The sequence below is a fragment of the Paenibacillus sp. PK3_47 genome (assembly GCF_023520895.1).
Taxonomy (GTDB): domain Bacteria; phylum Bacillota; class Bacilli; order Paenibacillales; family Paenibacillaceae; genus Paenibacillus_AQ.
The window spans coordinates 4,023,570-4,039,569 of record NZ_CP026029.1 but is presented as its reverse complement, the minus strand read 5'-3'; the positions used below and the strand labels follow the sequence as shown (position 1 = coordinate 4,039,569).

The window sequence follows — 16,000 nt, the reverse complement described above, 5'->3', positions numbered from 1 at the left end:
GCCGCCGCCCCCTTTTAGTACTGCTCAACTTGCTTGGTATGTGTGATGATGTCATCCTGGCTGCTGCCGATCATGTCCGTTGCTGAGGCGATAAATATCCCGGCAATGACAAAGCCGATGGCCAGAAACATGGCGACTGAGATGGAGTCTTTTTTCATACCGGCTTACACCAAAGAGTTAAAAGGAGCATGAACGCCCTCAACATCCACCGGTGCTAATAACCGTGCCTCACTTACACTGGGGATCAGAGGTCTGTTATCATCTGCATCGTTGATTACATCACGGACGACAGGAACGAGAATAGCAATTACAATAGCTACACAGAGAAAGCCGATAGCGATAAACAGGCCTGTAGAAATAGCGTCTTTTTTCATTGTCAATATCTCCCTTTTAATTCTATATTTTTAATGGATGTTTGAATATATAAAAAGTTTCACTGAAACATCCCCACCCCGTTAAAGTTCCCTTTGATCAGCATGATGTACTGCATTGCCAGCGAGACAATCATCAGGAAGGTTGCGATGGACGGAATGACGTTGATAATGGTCGATATGTCACCGATGAAGGACCATTTTTTTAAATATTGATCGCTGGATATCTTGGTGATGATCTTCCCCTGCTCACGCAAATAATTCGCCGCTTCGGTATCATCATCCATCCCTTCGGTTGCCAGCAGAATTGAACGGATGTCGTTAATAAAAGCATGTCCCGCCGGAAACTTACCGCAAAACCATTCAATCGCCCGCTCCGTCCCCTCATCAACAGCCCGCTCGGACAGCTCATACAGATCCTGACGGATATACTGAAAATGGCTGGCTGTCCCGGCACAAAAGGCACCGAATTGAACATATCCCCGCTTACGCAGCCGGTTATTCTCATAGAGACGGATAAAGGAGATCAGCTCGCCGTCTTTTTGGATCAGCGTCTTTTGATGCAGCCAGGCCAGCAGCCAGCCAAAGGGAAGATAACGCTGCGGGCTTGTCAGCAAGAGAATCAGCACGGTAATCAGGAGATCAAAAATGGAAAAAGGTGCCGCCCGGATAAAATTACCGGTGACCTGAACCGCCAGATAAATCCCTGCAGCCGAGTAGCGGAACAAGGTGATTTTGCCTGCTGCTACCGAAAGACCGCTTTGATTTAAAAGCTGCTGCAGCCGCTCATTCTGGACACGCTCGCCGAGCTGACGCCATTTTACCCCGAGCCTGGCGAAATAACGTTCCTGCCTGCTGCTGGTGCTCACAAAAACCAATAACGAAAGATACACAACTCCAGCTACTGCAATCAGCAGCAATACTCTCTCCATAGTCATCACCTTAGTGGTAGTCCAGTTTGGGCCTGGCCAGAATCGTACTGATTATAAAAGAAACAAATAGCCCGAATATAATTACCATGAAAAAAGCCAATCCGACAGGGGTCTCAAACTGCAGTTTAAAATAGACATCCGGCTTCAGCATGAACATAAATGTCCCGACAGAGGAGACTAATACGACTAAATTCCCATACAGGCCAAGGCTGATCGCATCCCTGCTGCCCGCTTTTACCGTCATAATCGTCTCGCGCTGCTGCTCCATGGAGCGGTTCAGTGTCAGCAGAGAGCTTTTGAGATATCTGGTGCCTTCCTTCTCGCAGTACAGCAAATCCGCTACAAATTCCACCGCAAAGGTAGTTCCGATCGCCGCCGTAAATCTTTCCGCCTCCTCATTCAGTTCCATTTCATTGCTGTAATTGGCAAACGCCGCGCCGAGCAGTCTGAGGGGAGCTTTCAGCACATTATCTTCTGTCAGGAAGTCTGTCGTTCTGGACAAAACAGCATCCACCGACAGATGTGTGAATTTGGCCGCGATTTTGATTACATCAAGCAGGTCATAGCTCCCGCGTACCTTGCGCTGTGCGTAGACGTATCTCATCCGCAGATAAGGAATGCTTGCCGCGATCACCGCCAGAAACAGCGGAAGCCGCCAGGCCCCCTCTACATTCTCCCGCCCGCTAAAGCTGATCCCCTCCAGAAAAGGATTTTCAAAGCTCAGCTGCCCCGGCAGCTCTTTCAGTGTCAGCAGACTGGAGAGGAATACTGCCAGCAACAGAAATCCTGATCGCATTGCAAAGCGCATGACACTGATTCCGGGCTCATAGTTCCGTTGTGCAAAATAAAGCAGGTCATCCAGATGCCGGTACAGCCACATCTTTTTTTGGATCCTACTGACCCGCTGGCCGACAATACTTTTTCTGAGCTTCATCCGAAAATCAATCTTTTGCCCCAAATGCCGGAGATGCGTCTCGATCAGCGGTTTTGTCATCAGCCAGAGTCCCAGCACAACCAATAAATGAAGGCCAAGGCGGATGATATAAAAGACTAGCTCCAAACCTCCCGCCTCCTCATTCGTTCAGTACAATTTTCGACTTCAGGCTTTCCTTCAGCGGCTCTGCCATCGGTTTCAGTGCAGCCAGATGACCGAGCTCCTGCAGGAGGGTACGCGCCGCCGGGGCATTTTTCTTGCGCATTTTTGTCATCAGTGCCGGTGTCAGCTTGTCGTTATAACTCCACGAAGACTGTTCATTCTCCCAGCGCATCAGATCATTGGCGAATACCGAATTGCTGCTTTCTTCATAAAAAACCTCGGAAATCCGTGCCAGCCGTTTTTTGCCGTCAGCCACACTTTCCAGAATAAATACCAGCTCGCATGACTTCAGCGCAGAGATTAGATGCCCTTTAAGACTGCCGCCGATCCGGGTAGATACCGCAAAAGCGCCCTGGTATGGAATATCCTCTGAATCAACAGTGTGAAAGGTGCCGGTAATCCCGTCATAGCCCTTCTCTCCGCTCCAGAGATAAAATTCCCATTCGTTGTATCTCATCTCTGTCATGTAGAGAATGTTCGGGTCATGACGCAGCGATTCCACGCCTACCTCCATCAGCTCTTCATTCGCGGCCTGAATCGGTATGATCCTGTGCCCCTTGATCTGGTACGGCAAAATCGACTCCGGATGCTTCTCAATCATCACTACACCCATGCAGGAGGACGAACCAAGCAGCTGCTCGCCTACAATCGTGTTGGCAAAGGTGGTTTTGCCAGAGCCCACTGCCCCGGCAATGATCGTATTGCGGAACGTGCCTGCGAGGGCGCGGATCAGCTCAATCGCTTCAGCAGGGATACACTCCGTACCGGCCTGATCCTCCAGATCCAGAAACTCCACCACCTGCCGCCGCATGGATATCGTGGTAAAGCCGTCCCACACCCGCGGCGACACCCAGATTGCAAGCCGGATAAAGCGGCCGGGCCACAGCGGATCATCCATTTTGAACTCTACGGAAGGATTGTCCTTGTTCAGCTTTTTGTTGGGATCGCTTTTGAGGAGGGAGCGTTTCAGCTGCTCGACCCGGTCCAGCGAGGGCATCTCATAAGGATAGGCGACAAATTTGCCGCGGTGGTTATAAAAAATCTGTTTGCCGATCATTTGCAGCCCCGTAGACTCGCTGTACGCACGGTCGGTGAACCAGCGGTAAGCCGGTCCAAATCCTTTCCATTCGTGAAAAAGGGCCTCTGCAGCTGTCCGGTAGGCCTCCGGCACCTTGCCGGTGAAGGGTGTTTTGCGCAAATATTTCTCGATTTCGTTCATAAAAAAGCTTACTGCCTGCGGATCGCCAACCAATGCTTTGGCATTCAGCCCGAAGTAGCTTTCTTCTTCACGCTCCAGTCCGGCATTCATATCGCTTTTCATTTTTTGCAAAAAGGCATAGAAATCTTCCTTTCCCGGCTTGCTGGTGCGCAGGATACTCTCTTTGAGCGAAAAAGGCCGGCGGCAATCGATCAGCGTCATTGAAAGATCCCCCTCTTGCGGATTTCCTGTACGATACCGAGTGACACCAATAGTGCGTGAACCTTGTCATCTACACTGTGCAGTTCCTTTTTGCCGAGCGGCAGGCTCTCCTGAAAAGGCTGATAGTAAGGGAGCTCCAGCAGAATCTCGCTTCCGAAGCGCAGCGCCAGATTTTTGGGAGAAGTCATTTCCTCCGCATTGCTGCGGTTAATGATCCACTGAAAGTCCGGAGGATGCAGATCCATATGACCGGCAAGCTCCAGCAGCGCCTGAAGCCGGTATTCATGCCTTGGATGAGTCACGATCATGCGGAGGGCTGACTTTTGCATCCCCACATACCAGGCGGCACTCTCCGGGATCGAACCGAAATCCGCAATAACGACATCGCTATTTTTCCCGGCCTCGGCAAGCAGATATTCGATTTCCTCCTCCTGATAATCCTGAACACTCAGGTAATCGTAATTTCCCGGCAGATAGAAGTAACCTTCCTGCTGGAGAAAGCTTGCGAAATCCCCGGGATGAAGCATTTTTCCGGTTAAGCGCGGCCGCAGCGTGTCCAGACTTACGGTTGTTTTGCGGTCGCAGCCGGGATCATACAAATCCAGTCCCAGAACGATCACCCGCAGTCCTGCAGCCGCGATTCTCCGTGCGAACAGCTTGGCTACACTGGTGCAGCCGATGCCCGGGCCTGAGCCGAAAAAGCCGACGACATTGCTGCGCTCCTCATATTCTTCCTCCAGAACATAGCGCAGTTTCTCTATGATTGCCGAAGACGTTGAACGGGGCGGGATAAAATATATTCCCAGGTTCTCACACAGCATATGTACAGCCTGATAGCCGCGCACTCCTTTTTGCAGATAGATATACAGGATTATGGAGTCCGGGTACGTGTGCCTGAGCTCGTTCAGGGTGATAACAGGTACCTGCTCGCTCGTAACCATCAGTATATGGCCATCGGCATGCCCGGGTTCCGGCAAAACATTCTGTGTAACCACTGTATATCCGGCCAGCTTAATCTCATTGATTGTCAGTTGGTCCATTCCAAGGCTGAAAATCTTCATTGGCGTTATCCCTCCTCTCTATTCCACCCGTACGATCCACAGCTTTTTGCCCTGCTCCAGAACCTCGCCCAGCAGCTCTCCTTCGCTTTTCTTCAGCTTCAGTTCAGGAGCCGCAACCTTGCCTGTGGAAGTGAACCGGTTATTGGTATTGCCATGCTCGGAATCCAGCACATCATTGTTGTCTTCTGTCCGCACATAATTTACGGTAACGCCGGTCAGAAATACTTTGCGGGCAGGCCCGGCTGGCTGGATTTCATCAGGCGCAGTGTCTGCCGGAGAAGAAACAGTTGCACCGGCACCACTGCCATCAACGCCAGGTTCAGCTGCAAATTTGCCGCTTGTTCTGCCGTCATTCTGCTCTTCACCTTCCACCAGATAAATATCCACCTTATCCCGGCTGCGGAGTGAACCGTTAATAGCGTAGATTGCTTCTTTGGGTATCGGAAAAATCCCCTCATCCTGCTGAGGCTCCAGGTCACTGACATCCACCAGCGATTCTGTCAAAATACTGCCGTCCATCAGATTAACATTCGTAATTTTGCGCTCGACCTGGCTTATGGCTGTAATTACGCCTGAGGGCACATCCTTTGTCTGAACCGAATCCAGATAAAGGTCACCCGGCTTAAGTTCATAATTTTTGGGCAGAAAGCTTCCGTCAGCTGCTTTGATTTTGACCACAGTCTGTGACAGGACATACGGTTTGAAATACAGATCATAGCCCAGCAGTCCGCCGAAGCCGGTTAGCAAAATAAGAAAAGCGAAGATATAATTGCGCTTAAGCAGATTTCCCCTTTGTGAAGCCAAGCTTTTTACCTCCTTTAAATAAGGTGTTTTGCGCATGACAAAATGCACTTTGGCAGACGTAGCCAAAATGCTGGTAAAATGCTTTTTCACCTGATTAAACAAAAATATGGAATTGGAAAGTGAGGGATACATCTTGAGGTTACTGCGGGAACGGGACTCCCGGCGGAAGAAGGTTTCCGGCAGAAACCGGCAGGCATGCTCCATTAAAGGGAAAAAGCTGCCGGCCTCCACAGGAAGGATATTAATTAAAAACTACTGTTTTGTTATGGTGTACGAGAATTCTGTCCTCGATATGCCATTTCACTGCACGGGCGAGTACAACCCGCTCAATGGTACGTCCGATGCGCTTCAGTTCGTTCACATCATCGCTGTGGCTGACCCGCTGCACGTCCTGCTCAATAATAGGGCCTCCATCCAGCTCTTCAGTAACATAATGGGCAGTTGCGCCGATAATCTTCACCCCGCGCTGATAGGCCTGGGCATAAGGCTTACCGCCGACAAAGGCTGGAAGGAATGAGTGGTGAATGTTGATAATCCGGTGACGGTAGTGCTCAATGAACGACGGTGAGATAATCTGCATGTACCGCGCCAGAATAATGACATCGATATCGTCACCGATGACTTCAAGCTGGCGTTTTTCGGCTTCCGGCTTGGTATCGGCAGTGACCGGAATATGATGGAACGGAATGCCGAAGGACTCGACATAGGCCTGCATATCCGTATGGTTGCTGACTACGAGCGCAATATCCGCATCCAGATCGCCCGCCTGCCACTGCCAGAGCAGCTCGACAAGGCAATGGTCCTCCTTGGAAACAAATATCGCCAGTCTCTTCTTATGGCTCACATTGAAGATTTGCCAGTCCATCTTAAACCGCTCGGCTACTCCGCCGAAAACAGTGCGAACCTCCTCCAGCCGCTCATCCAGCTTCGGCAGGTCAAACTCCACTCTCATAAAAAACATGCCGCCCTCGGGGTCCATTGTATATTGATCCGATTGCACAATGTTGGCGCCGTGCTGATACAGAAAATCTGAAACAGCTGCGACAATGCCCGGTCCATCCGGACAAGAAATGAGCATCCGTGCCCGGTTCGGGTATTGACCGCCTGATGAATGATCTCTTTTCACATGTACTTCCATTTTCCTTCGTCCATCCTCTCATCTGCTTGCGCAATCTGTAGTGTAGCCTAGGCTTTAACGAGTGCCTCTTTGCCTGCCAGCATGGCGATCAGACGCTGATTTACGGCTTCTTCGCTAAGCTGCGGGAACAAATTGGCTTCAAGAACACTGTCGTAGAGACGTTCCATCGGTTCACGCGGGTCTGCTTTTTTGGCTTTGGCATCATTCTTCAGCAGCTCCCATACATCAAGAACATACTTGCGGGAATCTGCGATATCCTGCTTGGCAAAGAAGGTATGAAGCTCCTCTACATCATTAAGGAATTCTGCACCGAACCGTTCAGCTACATTACCGCGCAGCAGTGCGATCTCCACTTCATACATCGGGCGCACCTTCTTTGCATCCTTGCCGATCCAAGGTGTCTCCAGAATAAACGGCAGGTCTGCAAGCAGCTCATGATGGACCACTTTGTTGATTGTATCGAACCCGATCCAGCCAGTCCCGATGGGAGTATGACGGTCTTTGCCTGCGCCGCGCGGGTTTTTGCTGTCATTGATGTGTATAACACCCAGACGCTTCAGGCCGATGACCTCATCGAACTTGCGCAGCACGCCGTCCAGATCGCCAACGATATCATATCCGGCATCATGAATGTGGCAGGTATCCAGACAAATGGATAAGCGCTCATTATGTACAACCTTATCAATGATCGAAGCAATCTCCTCAAAGCTGCGGCCGATTTCGGTACCTTTGCCGGCCATAGTTTCCAGTGCGATGTGTACCTCCGTCTCATTTGTGCCGCCAAGCACTTCATTTAATCCGTCGGCAATCCGCTGGATACCGTATTCCGCATCCTTATCTGTATATGCACCCGGATGAAGCACAATATGCTTAACTCCCAGCGCGTGGGTACGGCGGATTTCCTCCTGGAGAAAATCAACCGCCAATTGATAAGTGTTGTCCTTATAAGAACCCAGATTGATAATGTACGGAGCATGTACAACAATTTCCTCCACTCCGTTCGTCTTCATCGCCAGTTTCCCTTCTTCGGGGAACATCGATTCAATCGGCTTGCGGCGTGTATTCTGAGGTGCTCCTGTATATATCATAAATGAGCTGGAACCATACTCATTTGCTTCATTGGCCGCGCTTAGAAGACCCTTGTCCGCGCAAGACACATGTGAACCTATTTTCAGCATGCTTTTCCCTCTTTTCATTCACGAATTAACCACTATTCTACCGTGATCGGGAAAATAAATCTAGGCAAGCCGAGGATATACCCTCCGGCTTCGCAAAAGGCTGCAAATCGGATATACTTTAGATGAACAGAAAGTATGTGACAATCATCATTGTCAAAGGCGGTGTAATGCATGTTTTTTAGATCAGAGTTTAGCCTGTTATCGGCAGGACCTAGCAGCTGGTTCATGAACACCATCGCATTCTGGACTTTTTTGCTGCTTGGCTGCATGTGCATCGGCGGCTTTTTTATGTTCCGCAAGTTCCTCAAGGTTCTGCCCAAGGCTGACGGGAAATCCAAGCTGGATTGGCAAAACTACTGGGTGGAACGCAGCCGGCCCTTATGGACTGATGAATCCAAAGCTTTTCTGGACCAGCTTGTACAGCCTGTCCCCGGCCCTTTTCGTGATATTGCCAAGCATTCCATTGCGGCCGAGATCGGCAAAATCGCCGTGGAAAGCAACGCATCAGCGGTGACACGCGAGCACTGCATCGAGGGCTATATTGTAGCAACCCCGCGCCGCGATAACCGGTTTCTTGTTTCTTTTCTGGAGAAAAACGGCATCGACTACTCACCATATCGTCATTTAATCAAATAATCGCCTGAACCGACAGGAGTGGCTTTATGAAATATATTATCTGCGGCGGCAGCGGCTTTATCGGCCGTGAGCTTACAGAATACTGGCTGGCTGCCGGCCACCAGATCATCGTCGTCGGCCGCAAAATTCCCGAAGACAAGCAGGATCATCCCGGACTCTCTTACTTTACCTGGGACAATCTGGCTGCCAATCCCGCAGCAGCTGAAGGTGCGGATGCACTGGTCAACCTCGCCGGAGCCTCGCTGAGCCAGCGCTGGACTTCCGCAGGCAAGAAGGCAATTATGGAATCCCGGCTCCAAACCGTCGCTGCTGCCGCTAAGCTGGCAGATGACCTGCACCATAAGCCTGCTGTGATCATTCAGGCCTCCGCTGTTGCGATTTACGGCACTTCGTTGAAGGATACCTTTGACGAAGCCTCACCTGCCAGGGTCGTTGATTTCCCGTCAGAAGTGGTTAAAGTATGGGAATCGACTGCTGATGAGTCATACCGCAATGTAAGACTGGTCAAGCTGCGTACCGGCGTGGTTCTGGGAAATGACAGCGGTGCTTTTCCTAAGATGAAGCTGCCATATTCCCTCGGAGTCGGCGGCAAAATCGGGAGCGGCAAGCAGTGGCTGTCATGGATTCACCTGTCCGACATTGTCCGGCTGATTGATTTCTGTGTGCAGAATCCGGCTGTCGAAGGCCCGGTCAATGCAACAGCTCCAAATCCCGTTACCAATGAACAGTTCGGCAGGATGATCGGCAAAGTATACCATCGGCCGCACTGGTTCCCGCTTCCGGGAGTTCTGCTGAAAGCGGCAGTAGGAGAGCTGTCCGAGATTTTGCTGCAGGGCCAGCGTGTCCTTCCGTCCAAAGCAGTAAATGAAGGCTTTACCTTCACTTACCCGACTTTGCAGCCTGCTCTGGAACAGCTGAAATCAGAGTGAGCAGGCGGCCTGTATCAATCCGTCATTCGTTCTCCTTCAGGCGGAGCGGAAGGTATAACACCCTTTTACAATCGTGAATACAGCCCCTTCAGTAAGCGGATATTCCTTGTAGGGAACCATCGCTTCCCCCTCATACAGGGTACCGTTTCTCGAATCCAGATCTTTCAGAATATAACCGACATGGCTTTTGGAAATTTCCGCATGTACTCTGGATGCTCCTTCAGACGGCTCTACATACTGGGCAACCTCCGGGGAGCGGCCGATAATGAAGCTGGGACGGTTCAGTTCTATTTTCTCAGCTGCACCGCTTCCGTCATCCTGGCATCTTTCAAGATACGGCGCTGTTCGTGCTGCCTGCCGGCCGTCCCGTTCTATTCCGGATGTATCCTCGCGGGGGAGCAGCGTTGTTGCCGCATCAGCCAGCGGCTGGTTAGTATGACGCAGCTCTTGTCCATTCTCTCCCGGAAAGCGCTGCTCCCGGTTATTGCTGAACCCCGGTACTGCAGGCGCTGACGGAACTTGATCTGTTTTTTGCGCTGCAGACGGCCGGACCGGTTGGATTGCATGTTTTCCAAAGTCCCATTCCAGCTCACGGCGCGGTTTTACTCTCTTCTCCTGTATAGCCGCCTCCATATCCGCCTCTTCCTCCTCACCATCCCTTCCGGTAGTTATTTTTCCGGTCCAGATCAGCAAGCACAGCACTGCCAGTATCAAGGTCACTGCCGCACAGACTGCCAGCCATAACGTTGTCGGACGATCCAGATAAAGAAACTTCCAGAGCAAGGCATCTGCCAGAACACCTCCCAGCATTACATAAGTTCGATAGGCAGAAGACGGTGAATCAGCTTCATCTGCATCAGCCGTGCTGCTCTGCTCCTTTTGGGCTTCTTCATCCCTTAGCCTCAGCTTCGGGTAGGACCTTGTCCACGGGATTTCATTCTGGAGGATTTCCCGGTGCAGCGGCTCCCGGGGCGGAGCCTGCGGTCCCGGTACCAGCCTTGGGCTGTCCTGGTCTTGCACTGTTGTCCCCGTGCCCGGAGGTGCTGCTTGAATCAACGGTGCAGCCATGCGGGAATCGCCGGATCCCATACTTCTTCTGATGCCGTCTCCTCCGGTCAACAGTTCAGAGAGCAGCTCCTTTAATCCTCCCGGAGTAAAATCCTCCTTACCGCAGTATTGCAGCAGCCGCTGTATCCCGTTGCCGGAAAGCTCTGTTACCGAGGCCATAAGCACCATAATCAGAAACCGCATGTTTGCCCCGGCTGCTGATTCAGACGGTACGGAATCCAGCGGAATGTAGGTCAGATACACCTTGCAGCTGCTGAGCGGCCCTTCAACAAAAATATAATCCTCATGCAGCGCATACCGCTCCGGACGCAGCATATACAGCCTGCCTTCTTCCATCCCCTGAACAATCTGCAGCAGCAGGCCGAAGAAATCATTCATCGTCAGCCTTTCACTTTTCAGAAGATGGCTGAGCATCCTGCGGCGGGACACAGCATACTCCAGCGTCACATCCAGATCTATTTCCCTGAGCAGCAGCCGTACATGATACGGAATGCCGCTGTTCATCAGCATGCGGGCCTGCACCATATTAAGCTCCTCTGCCGGCAGGCCATCCGGTTTGCCCAGCAGCATGGAAATGCCGTCCTGCTGGATAAAATCACGGCTCAGTCCGAACACCATTGCTTCCCTCCCCATCTACAAATATAAATATGTACAGATAAATCCGGGCACAACAGCCAGCATAAAAGGAAACCTAAGGAGGCCGGTCCCGCTATTCCCCTTCTGCAGACTGAACTTGCGGAGCAGCAGAAATCCTCCGGTCCTGCCGGCGATACTTCGCAGTCTGTTTCCGGCTTCCCCTTTGCCAAGCACAATGATCCAACCGATCACTGCACCGAACAGTATAGAATACATAATGGCCTGCAAAGTGAATATGAACCCCATCCAGGCTCCGATTCCGGCGAACAGCTTAACATCTCCCGCGCCGACTGCTCCTATCACATACATAATCAACAATAATATGAAGCCCGTCCCTGCTCCGCAGGCAGCAAATATCAGCCCGTCCAGCCCCTTGATCATTATCTGTACAAGTATTCCTGAAACCAGTGCCGGAAGTGTGATCATGTTCGGTATCTTCATCCGCCGGGTATCTGTAATCAAAGCCATCAACAGGAATAGCGAACATCCCCAAAAGGCCCAATCCGCCATACGTACCGCCTCTTCCTCATCATCGTTTTACTACCGTAAACGTAGCTTCCAGCGTAGTTCCATCCGCAAGCTGAATAACCAGAGGCCATGATCCGGGCGTGGTATTTACGCCGATCTTCCATTCCCACTCAATATAACCGCTGCCATCCGCCTGCTTCCAGCCCAAGTATTTAGCTGTACTCTGTCCTGTTTTGTAGAAGACCGCCAGATTCGCAGATGCATTCGGCGGAACCTTGATCCTTACCTTTCCCTGCCGGTTGGCCACCCCGGGATCAGGCTTTTCCAGGATGATGATAGAGCTCTGTTCCGCCTCACCTCCATCAGCGTTATCCTTCCCTTCTTCACCGGTATCCCCAATCCATAACCGTTCTACTGCAGCAGCCTCCAGTACAATAGCCTGATTCAGAAAGGGAACCTTCATCGGCAGCTCGTAGCTGACTACGATTCCAAAATACGGCCTGGTCCCTTTCTTCATTTCAGGTATTGTCACATTGGAGACATGGATACGCTCAAAATCAAGCCAGTCTGAGGACAGGTAAGGCCTCATAAGAGGTTTAAGGGCAAGATCCAGCACAGCCTCTGATGTCCCGGCCTGAAGCTTTTGCAGCGGCCCTTCTCCCTTCTGCTCCGCTGCTTTGACCCATTCCCCGACAGGCTCCGGAAGATCCTTCACATAGCTGGTGCTCCACTCCTCCAGCGACAGCCTCGGAATAGTCCAGATCCCTGAAGGCGTATCCGGGCTATGATTAGCCCCGCCCTCCTTAGCCGTTCCGGTCCCGGCCCCATTACCGCCTGGTGGCGCCTCCGCCATACTGCCCCCACCCCACTGCTGTGCAGCCAAAGCCGCAGGATACATATGGGCCGAGATGACCTTTACCGTGTCAGAAGCGGTGCTCTGCAAGGCTGTTGAGTACAAGGTCATCTGGACCATAAAGATCAGAAACAGGACAAACAGCAGATACACCGGGAGAACCATAGCCGCCTCTACAACCATGCTGCCTTCTTCCCTATGGCCTCTTGGCATGTCAGCACAGCGCTTCATCTCCCACCTCCGCTAATAGGAATAATCTGCTTTCACCGTTCTGTAATACACCTTATCCTGTACATCGCCGGGGAGACCGGCAGTATAATCCAGCAGCTTGACTACTCCCGGCAGAAACCAGAGCCGCAAGCCCATCCGGATTTCGGATGAGGCATAGGTATACTTCTCCAGCGGATTAATTCCTGTGTTGAGCCGGATCAAGGCTAGCATGCGGGACAGCTGCCCCTCCCCTGCTCCATGCAGCAGCATGAAGAGCCGCAGATAATCACGGTAGCTCAAATTCACATCCAGATATTTGGATAGCGGAATCTCTCCTGTTTTACATAGTTGCAGCATATCCTGAACAGCATTCCGGACACCGTACAGCAGTGCAGCTGCCAGAACCGCCAGCGGATTGCTGTAGCGGGCGCTCTCGGTCAGCCCCTCCATGGTGCGGACAGCCAGCCTCAGCGCAAAGATCTCGCCATATGCCGCAGCCAAATTTCCTCCAGAGTTATGAAAACCGTACAGGACATATTCGAGCTCCTGGGCATGCGGATCAAGCGAGGCTGCAAGAGCTTCGGCATAATCACTAACCGGGCCGGTTACCAGCGGAGTCAGCTGCGAAACCTCAAAATGCGGAAAATATTGTGCCGAATATTCGGTCTGATACAGCCTGTCCCTCGCTCCCTCCAGAATGCTGCCGATTGCCCTGTATAATCCATCGACCTTATCCATCGATAAGCTTCCGGCACTATAGGGATCTGTTGTACTCCCTCCATTAACAGGCATCCCGTCATCCATTCCGTTATTGAAGCTGCTGATTTCACTGCTGTATTGGCGGAGCAGCCCATAGCGTTCCGTGGCCGCGGAGGCGCTGTTCCCCAGTGTACGAAGCTGGTCCAGCAGCCTCATGGCATCCCCCAGCCTGGTTTTGGCCTGCTGTTCCATCCCCTTGCGCTCTGCATCCGAAGTACGGTGATTTTCAATCTGCGCGGTCTGGGCAGAAGTCATGCCGCCGCCATTCCCGTAATTAAGCAGATAGCCGTTTACCGCCTGTGAAGCTGTCAGAACCGAGGTGTTCAGAAGGGTTGTATCTGCATTCAGTCCTCCCGCCTGATTCAGCACGCCCGGCAATCCCGACACTGCAGGCTCCACTGAGCGGAAAGATAACTCCTGTGCAGAAATATTACTCTCCATGGTACTGAATTCCGCTGCTCCAATAATCAAGGCTTCTTCCTGTTCACGCAGCCTTCTAAGCGCCTCTGCACTAAGCTCTCCACCGCTTCCCGGGATATCCCAATCTTGGGCCGCATACTGTGCATTCTCAGCCCCGCTACTCCGGGACTGCTCCAGAATGGTTCCCATCTGCTCATTCAGTTCTGCTGCCTTCCGCAGCGCTGATCCGGCTTCCGCCATAAGCTTCGCATGCTTCGCAAGGAATTCAGACAATGCCCTGGGAATCTTGGGAATCAGTTCTCCCGTCTGATTGAGATAACGGTTGATTTCAGTAGTATATCTTGCATATTCCTTCTTCTTGTCCCGGTACAGATCGGCATAATATTTCCCGACATAGTCGCTGTACATTGCTGCAATATCAGCAGCAGAGGAAATGCCGCCCAGCGCAGTTGAAGCTATTAAATTTCCCGGAGGATTCATAATCAGCTTCTGCAGTTCCCTGCCGCTCTCCGCCGCTTCCTTCCGCTTCTGCATCATCTGATCAAGCGCTGCTTCCCGTTCGTCATACAAGGGCTGCAGCTTGCCCAGCACTTTGGTCGAACGTGAGGCTTCCCCCATTGCCGCAGACAACGGCTTAAACTTGCCGGCCAGCTCCAGCGCAAAATCAATAGGCGCCTTATACTTCATCTCCTCCATAATCCCCCTGCGGAAAACCTCGTAACTCCCAAGCGGCCTGCTGAGGTTCAAGGCAGAGGAATCCAGCTTTAGCGGTAATAGATTGAAGGCATCCCCCCGCCCGCTCTCATAGAAATTATCGTTCAGCACTACCGACAACAGCTGGGTGCCGTCTTTACCTCCAAAAGCGAACAGACCGTAATTCTCGCGCAGCTCTACATCATAAGAAGACATTACCGAGCGGACTGCGGCTCTTGCCAGACGTTCCTCCTGCACATTTGCTGCAGCAATCCGCGCATAATCAATCAGTACGGAGGTAAACAGAAATACAAATGCCAGGACCATAATCAGAAATATGGAGACGGATCCTTCCGTTCCAGCGTTCCGCCTCAGTATCTGCAGCTTCCATCTATAGGAATTAACGCCAGCCCTACTCTTCCTCATATGCACCTCCCTTCCCCGGACTTAACCGTATCTTCATAGGATTCAACGCAGCTTAGACATCATGGCGGACGCGTCTTGCTTATCCATGGCTGTACCGGATTTGCTGTTCCCGGCTTCCTTGAACTTGGCTCCGTAATAACGCATCAGGTCCACCGTTCTTATGAACTCGGCTGGTTCAGTCACCACAGAGCGGGCTGTGACTTTCGGATCGGCCCCATCCTCCAACAGACCATCCAGCACCGGAAGATTGAGAACATGCTTAAGTTCGGCGCTTACTTTCCGTCCGGCAAGTGCATAAGCATACTGCATCTCCCCCGTCAGGTTAGCCGGAACAACCGCGGCAGACTGCTGCAGCTTTATTACAGGCAGTGCTCCCCCGGCTTTAGCTTCCCCAGGAAGTTCTAATGTGACGGCACCGGCCCCTGTGCCTCCCCCAAATAAGGAAGACAGCAGGTTGTCCTCCCCGATCCGCCAATACAGTGAGTCATATTCACCTGCAGCAAAGGAACCATCTGCTGATTTACGGCTGTTGTCCCAGTTGAACGCGGCCCGCTCCGTTGATACTGAAGCGATCTGCAGCAGCATGGACTTCTGATAACTGTAGAGGCAGAAAAAGAGCAGTAGCATCGTAATCCCCACAATGACGGGCAGCAGCATGGATGCTTCTACAGTAAAGCTGCCTTCGTCGTCCCCGAGTCTTATCACTCAAATACTTCCTGGCTTTTTTCACCGGCTGTTTTGATCAGCGCTTCAACCACATCCTGAATCTTGTCTTTAAACAGCAGCACCACAGCAATCAGCACCGCAATAATCATGATCATCTCCAGCGTACCCAGGCCCTCTTCTTCCTTCCACAAGCTCTTTGCGCCTTCAGTCAGCACTGTTATCATGTTCTTCCTCCT

17 protein-coding genes are annotated in these 16,000 nt (G+C 51.8%); 2 read left to right on the top strand and 15 right to left on the bottom strand.

What is annotated here, in order from left to right; translation table 11 throughout:
• Positions 1 to 14: 14 nt before the first annotated feature.
• The 9 genes from C2I18_RS18000 to C2I18_RS17960 all read right to left on the bottom strand — a co-directional run bounded on the left by C2I18_RS18000 (position 15) and on the right by C2I18_RS17960 (position 8,000).
• A complete protein-coding gene (locus tag C2I18_RS18000) occupies positions 15 to 158 on the bottom strand; it encodes a hypothetical protein (protein WP_249897123.1) in 144 nt (47 codons plus the stop codon).
• 6 nt (positions 159 to 164) lie between these two features.
• The gene (locus C2I18_RS17995) at positions 165 to 374 is read right to left on the bottom strand and encodes a hypothetical protein (RefSeq protein WP_249897122.1); all 210 of its coding nucleotides are present in this window, start codon (positions 372 to 374) and stop codon (positions 165 to 167) included.
• A gap of 59 nt (positions 375 to 433) precedes the next feature.
• A complete protein-coding gene (locus C2I18_RS17990) occupies positions 434 to 1,303 on the bottom strand; it encodes a hypothetical protein (protein WP_249897121.1) in 870 nt (289 codons plus the stop codon).
• Between the two features lie 10 nt (positions 1,304 to 1,313).
• The gene (locus tag C2I18_RS17985) at positions 1,314 to 2,363 is read right to left on the bottom strand and encodes a hypothetical protein (protein WP_249897120.1); all 1,050 of its coding nucleotides are present in this window, start codon (positions 2,361 to 2,363) and stop codon (positions 1,314 to 1,316) included.
• A gap of 13 nt (positions 2,364 to 2,376) precedes the next feature.
• The gene (locus tag C2I18_RS17980; protein WP_249897119.1) at positions 2,377 to 3,819 is read right to left on the bottom strand and encodes a P-loop NTPase family protein; all 1,443 of its coding nucleotides are present in this window, start codon (positions 3,817 to 3,819) and stop codon (positions 2,377 to 2,379) included.
• Entirely contained in the window at positions 3,816 to 4,880 is a 1,065-nt protein-coding gene (locus tag C2I18_RS17975) for a CpaE/TadZ family protein (protein ID WP_249897118.1), read from the bottom strand. Before C2I18_RS17975 ends, C2I18_RS17980 begins: the two co-directional genes overlap by 4 nt.
• 18 nt (positions 4,881 to 4,898) lie before the next feature.
• A complete protein-coding gene (locus C2I18_RS17970; protein ID WP_249897117.1) occupies positions 4,899 to 5,684 on the bottom strand; it encodes a hypothetical protein in 786 nt (261 codons plus the stop codon).
• 241 nt (positions 5,685 to 5,925) lie between these two features.
• Positions 5,926 to 6,822: a formyltetrahydrofolate deformylase gene (purU, locus tag C2I18_RS17965; protein ID WP_249897116.1), complete on the bottom strand. Its 897-nt coding sequence runs from the start codon at positions 6,820 to 6,822 to the stop codon at positions 5,926 to 5,928.
• A 47-nt stretch (positions 6,823 to 6,869) separates the two neighbouring features.
• Positions 6,870 to 8,000, bottom strand: a complete 1,131-nt coding sequence (locus C2I18_RS17960; RefSeq protein ID WP_249897115.1) for a deoxyribonuclease IV — start codon at positions 7,998 to 8,000, stop codon at positions 6,870 to 6,872.
• A gap of 171 nt (positions 8,001 to 8,171) precedes the next feature.
• Here C2I18_RS17960 and C2I18_RS17955 point away from each other — a divergent pair, with 171 nt between their 5' ends.
• Complete coding sequence (locus tag C2I18_RS17955) at positions 8,172 to 8,636, top strand: DUF2621 domain-containing protein (RefSeq protein WP_249897114.1); 465 nt, start codon at positions 8,172 to 8,174, stop codon at positions 8,634 to 8,636.
• A 26-nt stretch (positions 8,637 to 8,662) separates the two neighbouring features.
• On the top strand, positions 8,663 to 9,565 hold the full coding sequence (locus C2I18_RS17950) for a TIGR01777 family oxidoreductase (RefSeq protein WP_249897113.1): 903 nt from the start codon (positions 8,663 to 8,665) through the stop codon (positions 9,563 to 9,565).
• A 36-nt stretch (positions 9,566 to 9,601) separates the two neighbouring features.
• Here C2I18_RS17950 and C2I18_RS17945 read toward each other — a convergent pair whose 3' ends face one another.
• The 6 genes from C2I18_RS17945 to C2I18_RS17920 form a co-directional block, all read right to left on the bottom strand.
• Complete coding sequence (locus tag C2I18_RS17945; protein WP_249897112.1) at positions 9,602 to 11,251, bottom strand: DUF6382 and FHA domain-containing protein; 1,650 nt, start codon at positions 11,249 to 11,251, stop codon at positions 9,602 to 9,604.
• A 15-nt stretch (positions 11,252 to 11,266) separates the two neighbouring features.
• On the bottom strand, positions 11,267 to 11,737 hold the full coding sequence (locus C2I18_RS17940) for an A24 family peptidase (protein WP_249897111.1): 471 nt from the start codon (positions 11,735 to 11,737) through the stop codon (positions 11,267 to 11,269).
• A 61-nt stretch (positions 11,738 to 11,798) separates the two neighbouring features.
• Positions 11,799 to 12,821: a TadE/TadG family type IV pilus assembly protein gene (locus C2I18_RS17935; protein WP_249897110.1), complete on the bottom strand. Its 1,023-nt coding sequence runs from the start codon at positions 12,819 to 12,821 to the stop codon at positions 11,799 to 11,801.
• Between the two features lie 12 nt (positions 12,822 to 12,833).
• Positions 12,834 to 15,098, bottom strand: a complete 2,265-nt coding sequence (locus C2I18_RS17930) for a hypothetical protein (protein WP_249897109.1) — start codon at positions 15,096 to 15,098, stop codon at positions 12,834 to 12,836.
• 42 nt (positions 15,099 to 15,140) lie between these two features.
• Positions 15,141 to 15,803, bottom strand: coding sequence for a TadE/TadG family type IV pilus assembly protein (locus tag C2I18_RS17925; protein ID WP_249897108.1), 663 nt, complete (start codon positions 15,801 to 15,803; stop codon positions 15,141 to 15,143).
• Positions 15,800 to 15,988 (bottom strand): Flp1 family type IVb pilin, encoded by a 189-nt coding sequence (locus C2I18_RS17920; RefSeq protein WP_249897107.1) that lies wholly within the window; start codon positions 15,986 to 15,988, stop codon positions 15,800 to 15,802. Before C2I18_RS17920 ends, C2I18_RS17925 begins: the two co-directional genes overlap by 4 nt.
• Between the last annotated feature and the right edge of the window lie 12 nt (positions 15,989 to 16,000).

Bases quoted from the DNA above. Each gene is read 5' to 3' on its own strand.
- C2I18_RS17945 (WP_249897112.1), bottom strand. From the start codon at position 11,251: ATGGTGTTCGGACTGAGCCGTGATTTTATCCAGCAGGACGGCATTTCC.
- C2I18_RS17920 (WP_249897107.1), bottom strand. From the start codon at position 15,988: ATGATAACAGTGCTGACTGAAGGCGCAAAGAGCTTGTGGAAGGAAGAA.
- purU (WP_249897116.1), bottom strand. From the start codon at position 6,822: ATGGAAGTACATGTGAAAAGAGATCATTCATCAGGCGGTCAATACCCG.
- C2I18_RS17940 (WP_249897111.1), bottom strand. From the start codon at position 11,737: ATGGCTTTGATTACAGATACCCGGCGGATGAAGATACCGAACATGATC.
- C2I18_RS18000 (WP_249897123.1), bottom strand. From the start codon at position 158: ATGAAAAAAGACTCCATCTCAGTCGCCATGTTTCTGGCCATCGGCTTT.
- C2I18_RS17975 (WP_249897118.1), bottom strand. From the start codon at position 4,880: ATGAAGATTTTCAGCCTTGGAATGGACCAACTGACAATCAATGAGATT.
- C2I18_RS17980 (WP_249897119.1), bottom strand. From the start codon at position 3,819: ATGACGCTGATCGATTGCCGCCGGCCTTTTTCGCTCAAAGAGAGTATC.
- C2I18_RS17955 (WP_249897114.1), top strand. From the start codon at position 8,172: ATGTTTTTTAGATCAGAGTTTAGCCTGTTATCGGCAGGACCTAGCAGC.
- C2I18_RS17995 (WP_249897122.1), bottom strand. From the start codon at position 374: ATGAAAAAAGACGCTATTTCTACAGGCCTGTTTATCGCTATCGGCTTT.
- C2I18_RS17950 (WP_249897113.1), top strand. From the start codon at position 8,663: ATGAAATATATTATCTGCGGCGGCAGCGGCTTTATCGGCCGTGAGCTT.
- C2I18_RS17990 (WP_249897121.1), bottom strand. From the start codon at position 1,303: ATGGAGAGAGTATTGCTGCTGATTGCAGTAGCTGGAGTTGTGTATCTT.
- C2I18_RS17960 (WP_249897115.1), bottom strand. From the start codon at position 8,000: ATGCTGAAAATAGGTTCACATGTGTCTTGCGCGGACAAGGGTCTTCTA.
- C2I18_RS17930 (WP_249897109.1), bottom strand. From the start codon at position 15,098: ATGAGGAAGAGTAGGGCTGGCGTTAATTCCTATAGATGGAAGCTGCAG.
- C2I18_RS17935 (WP_249897110.1), bottom strand. From the start codon at position 12,821: ATGAAGCGCTGTGCTGACATGCCAAGAGGCCATAGGGAAGAAGGCAGC.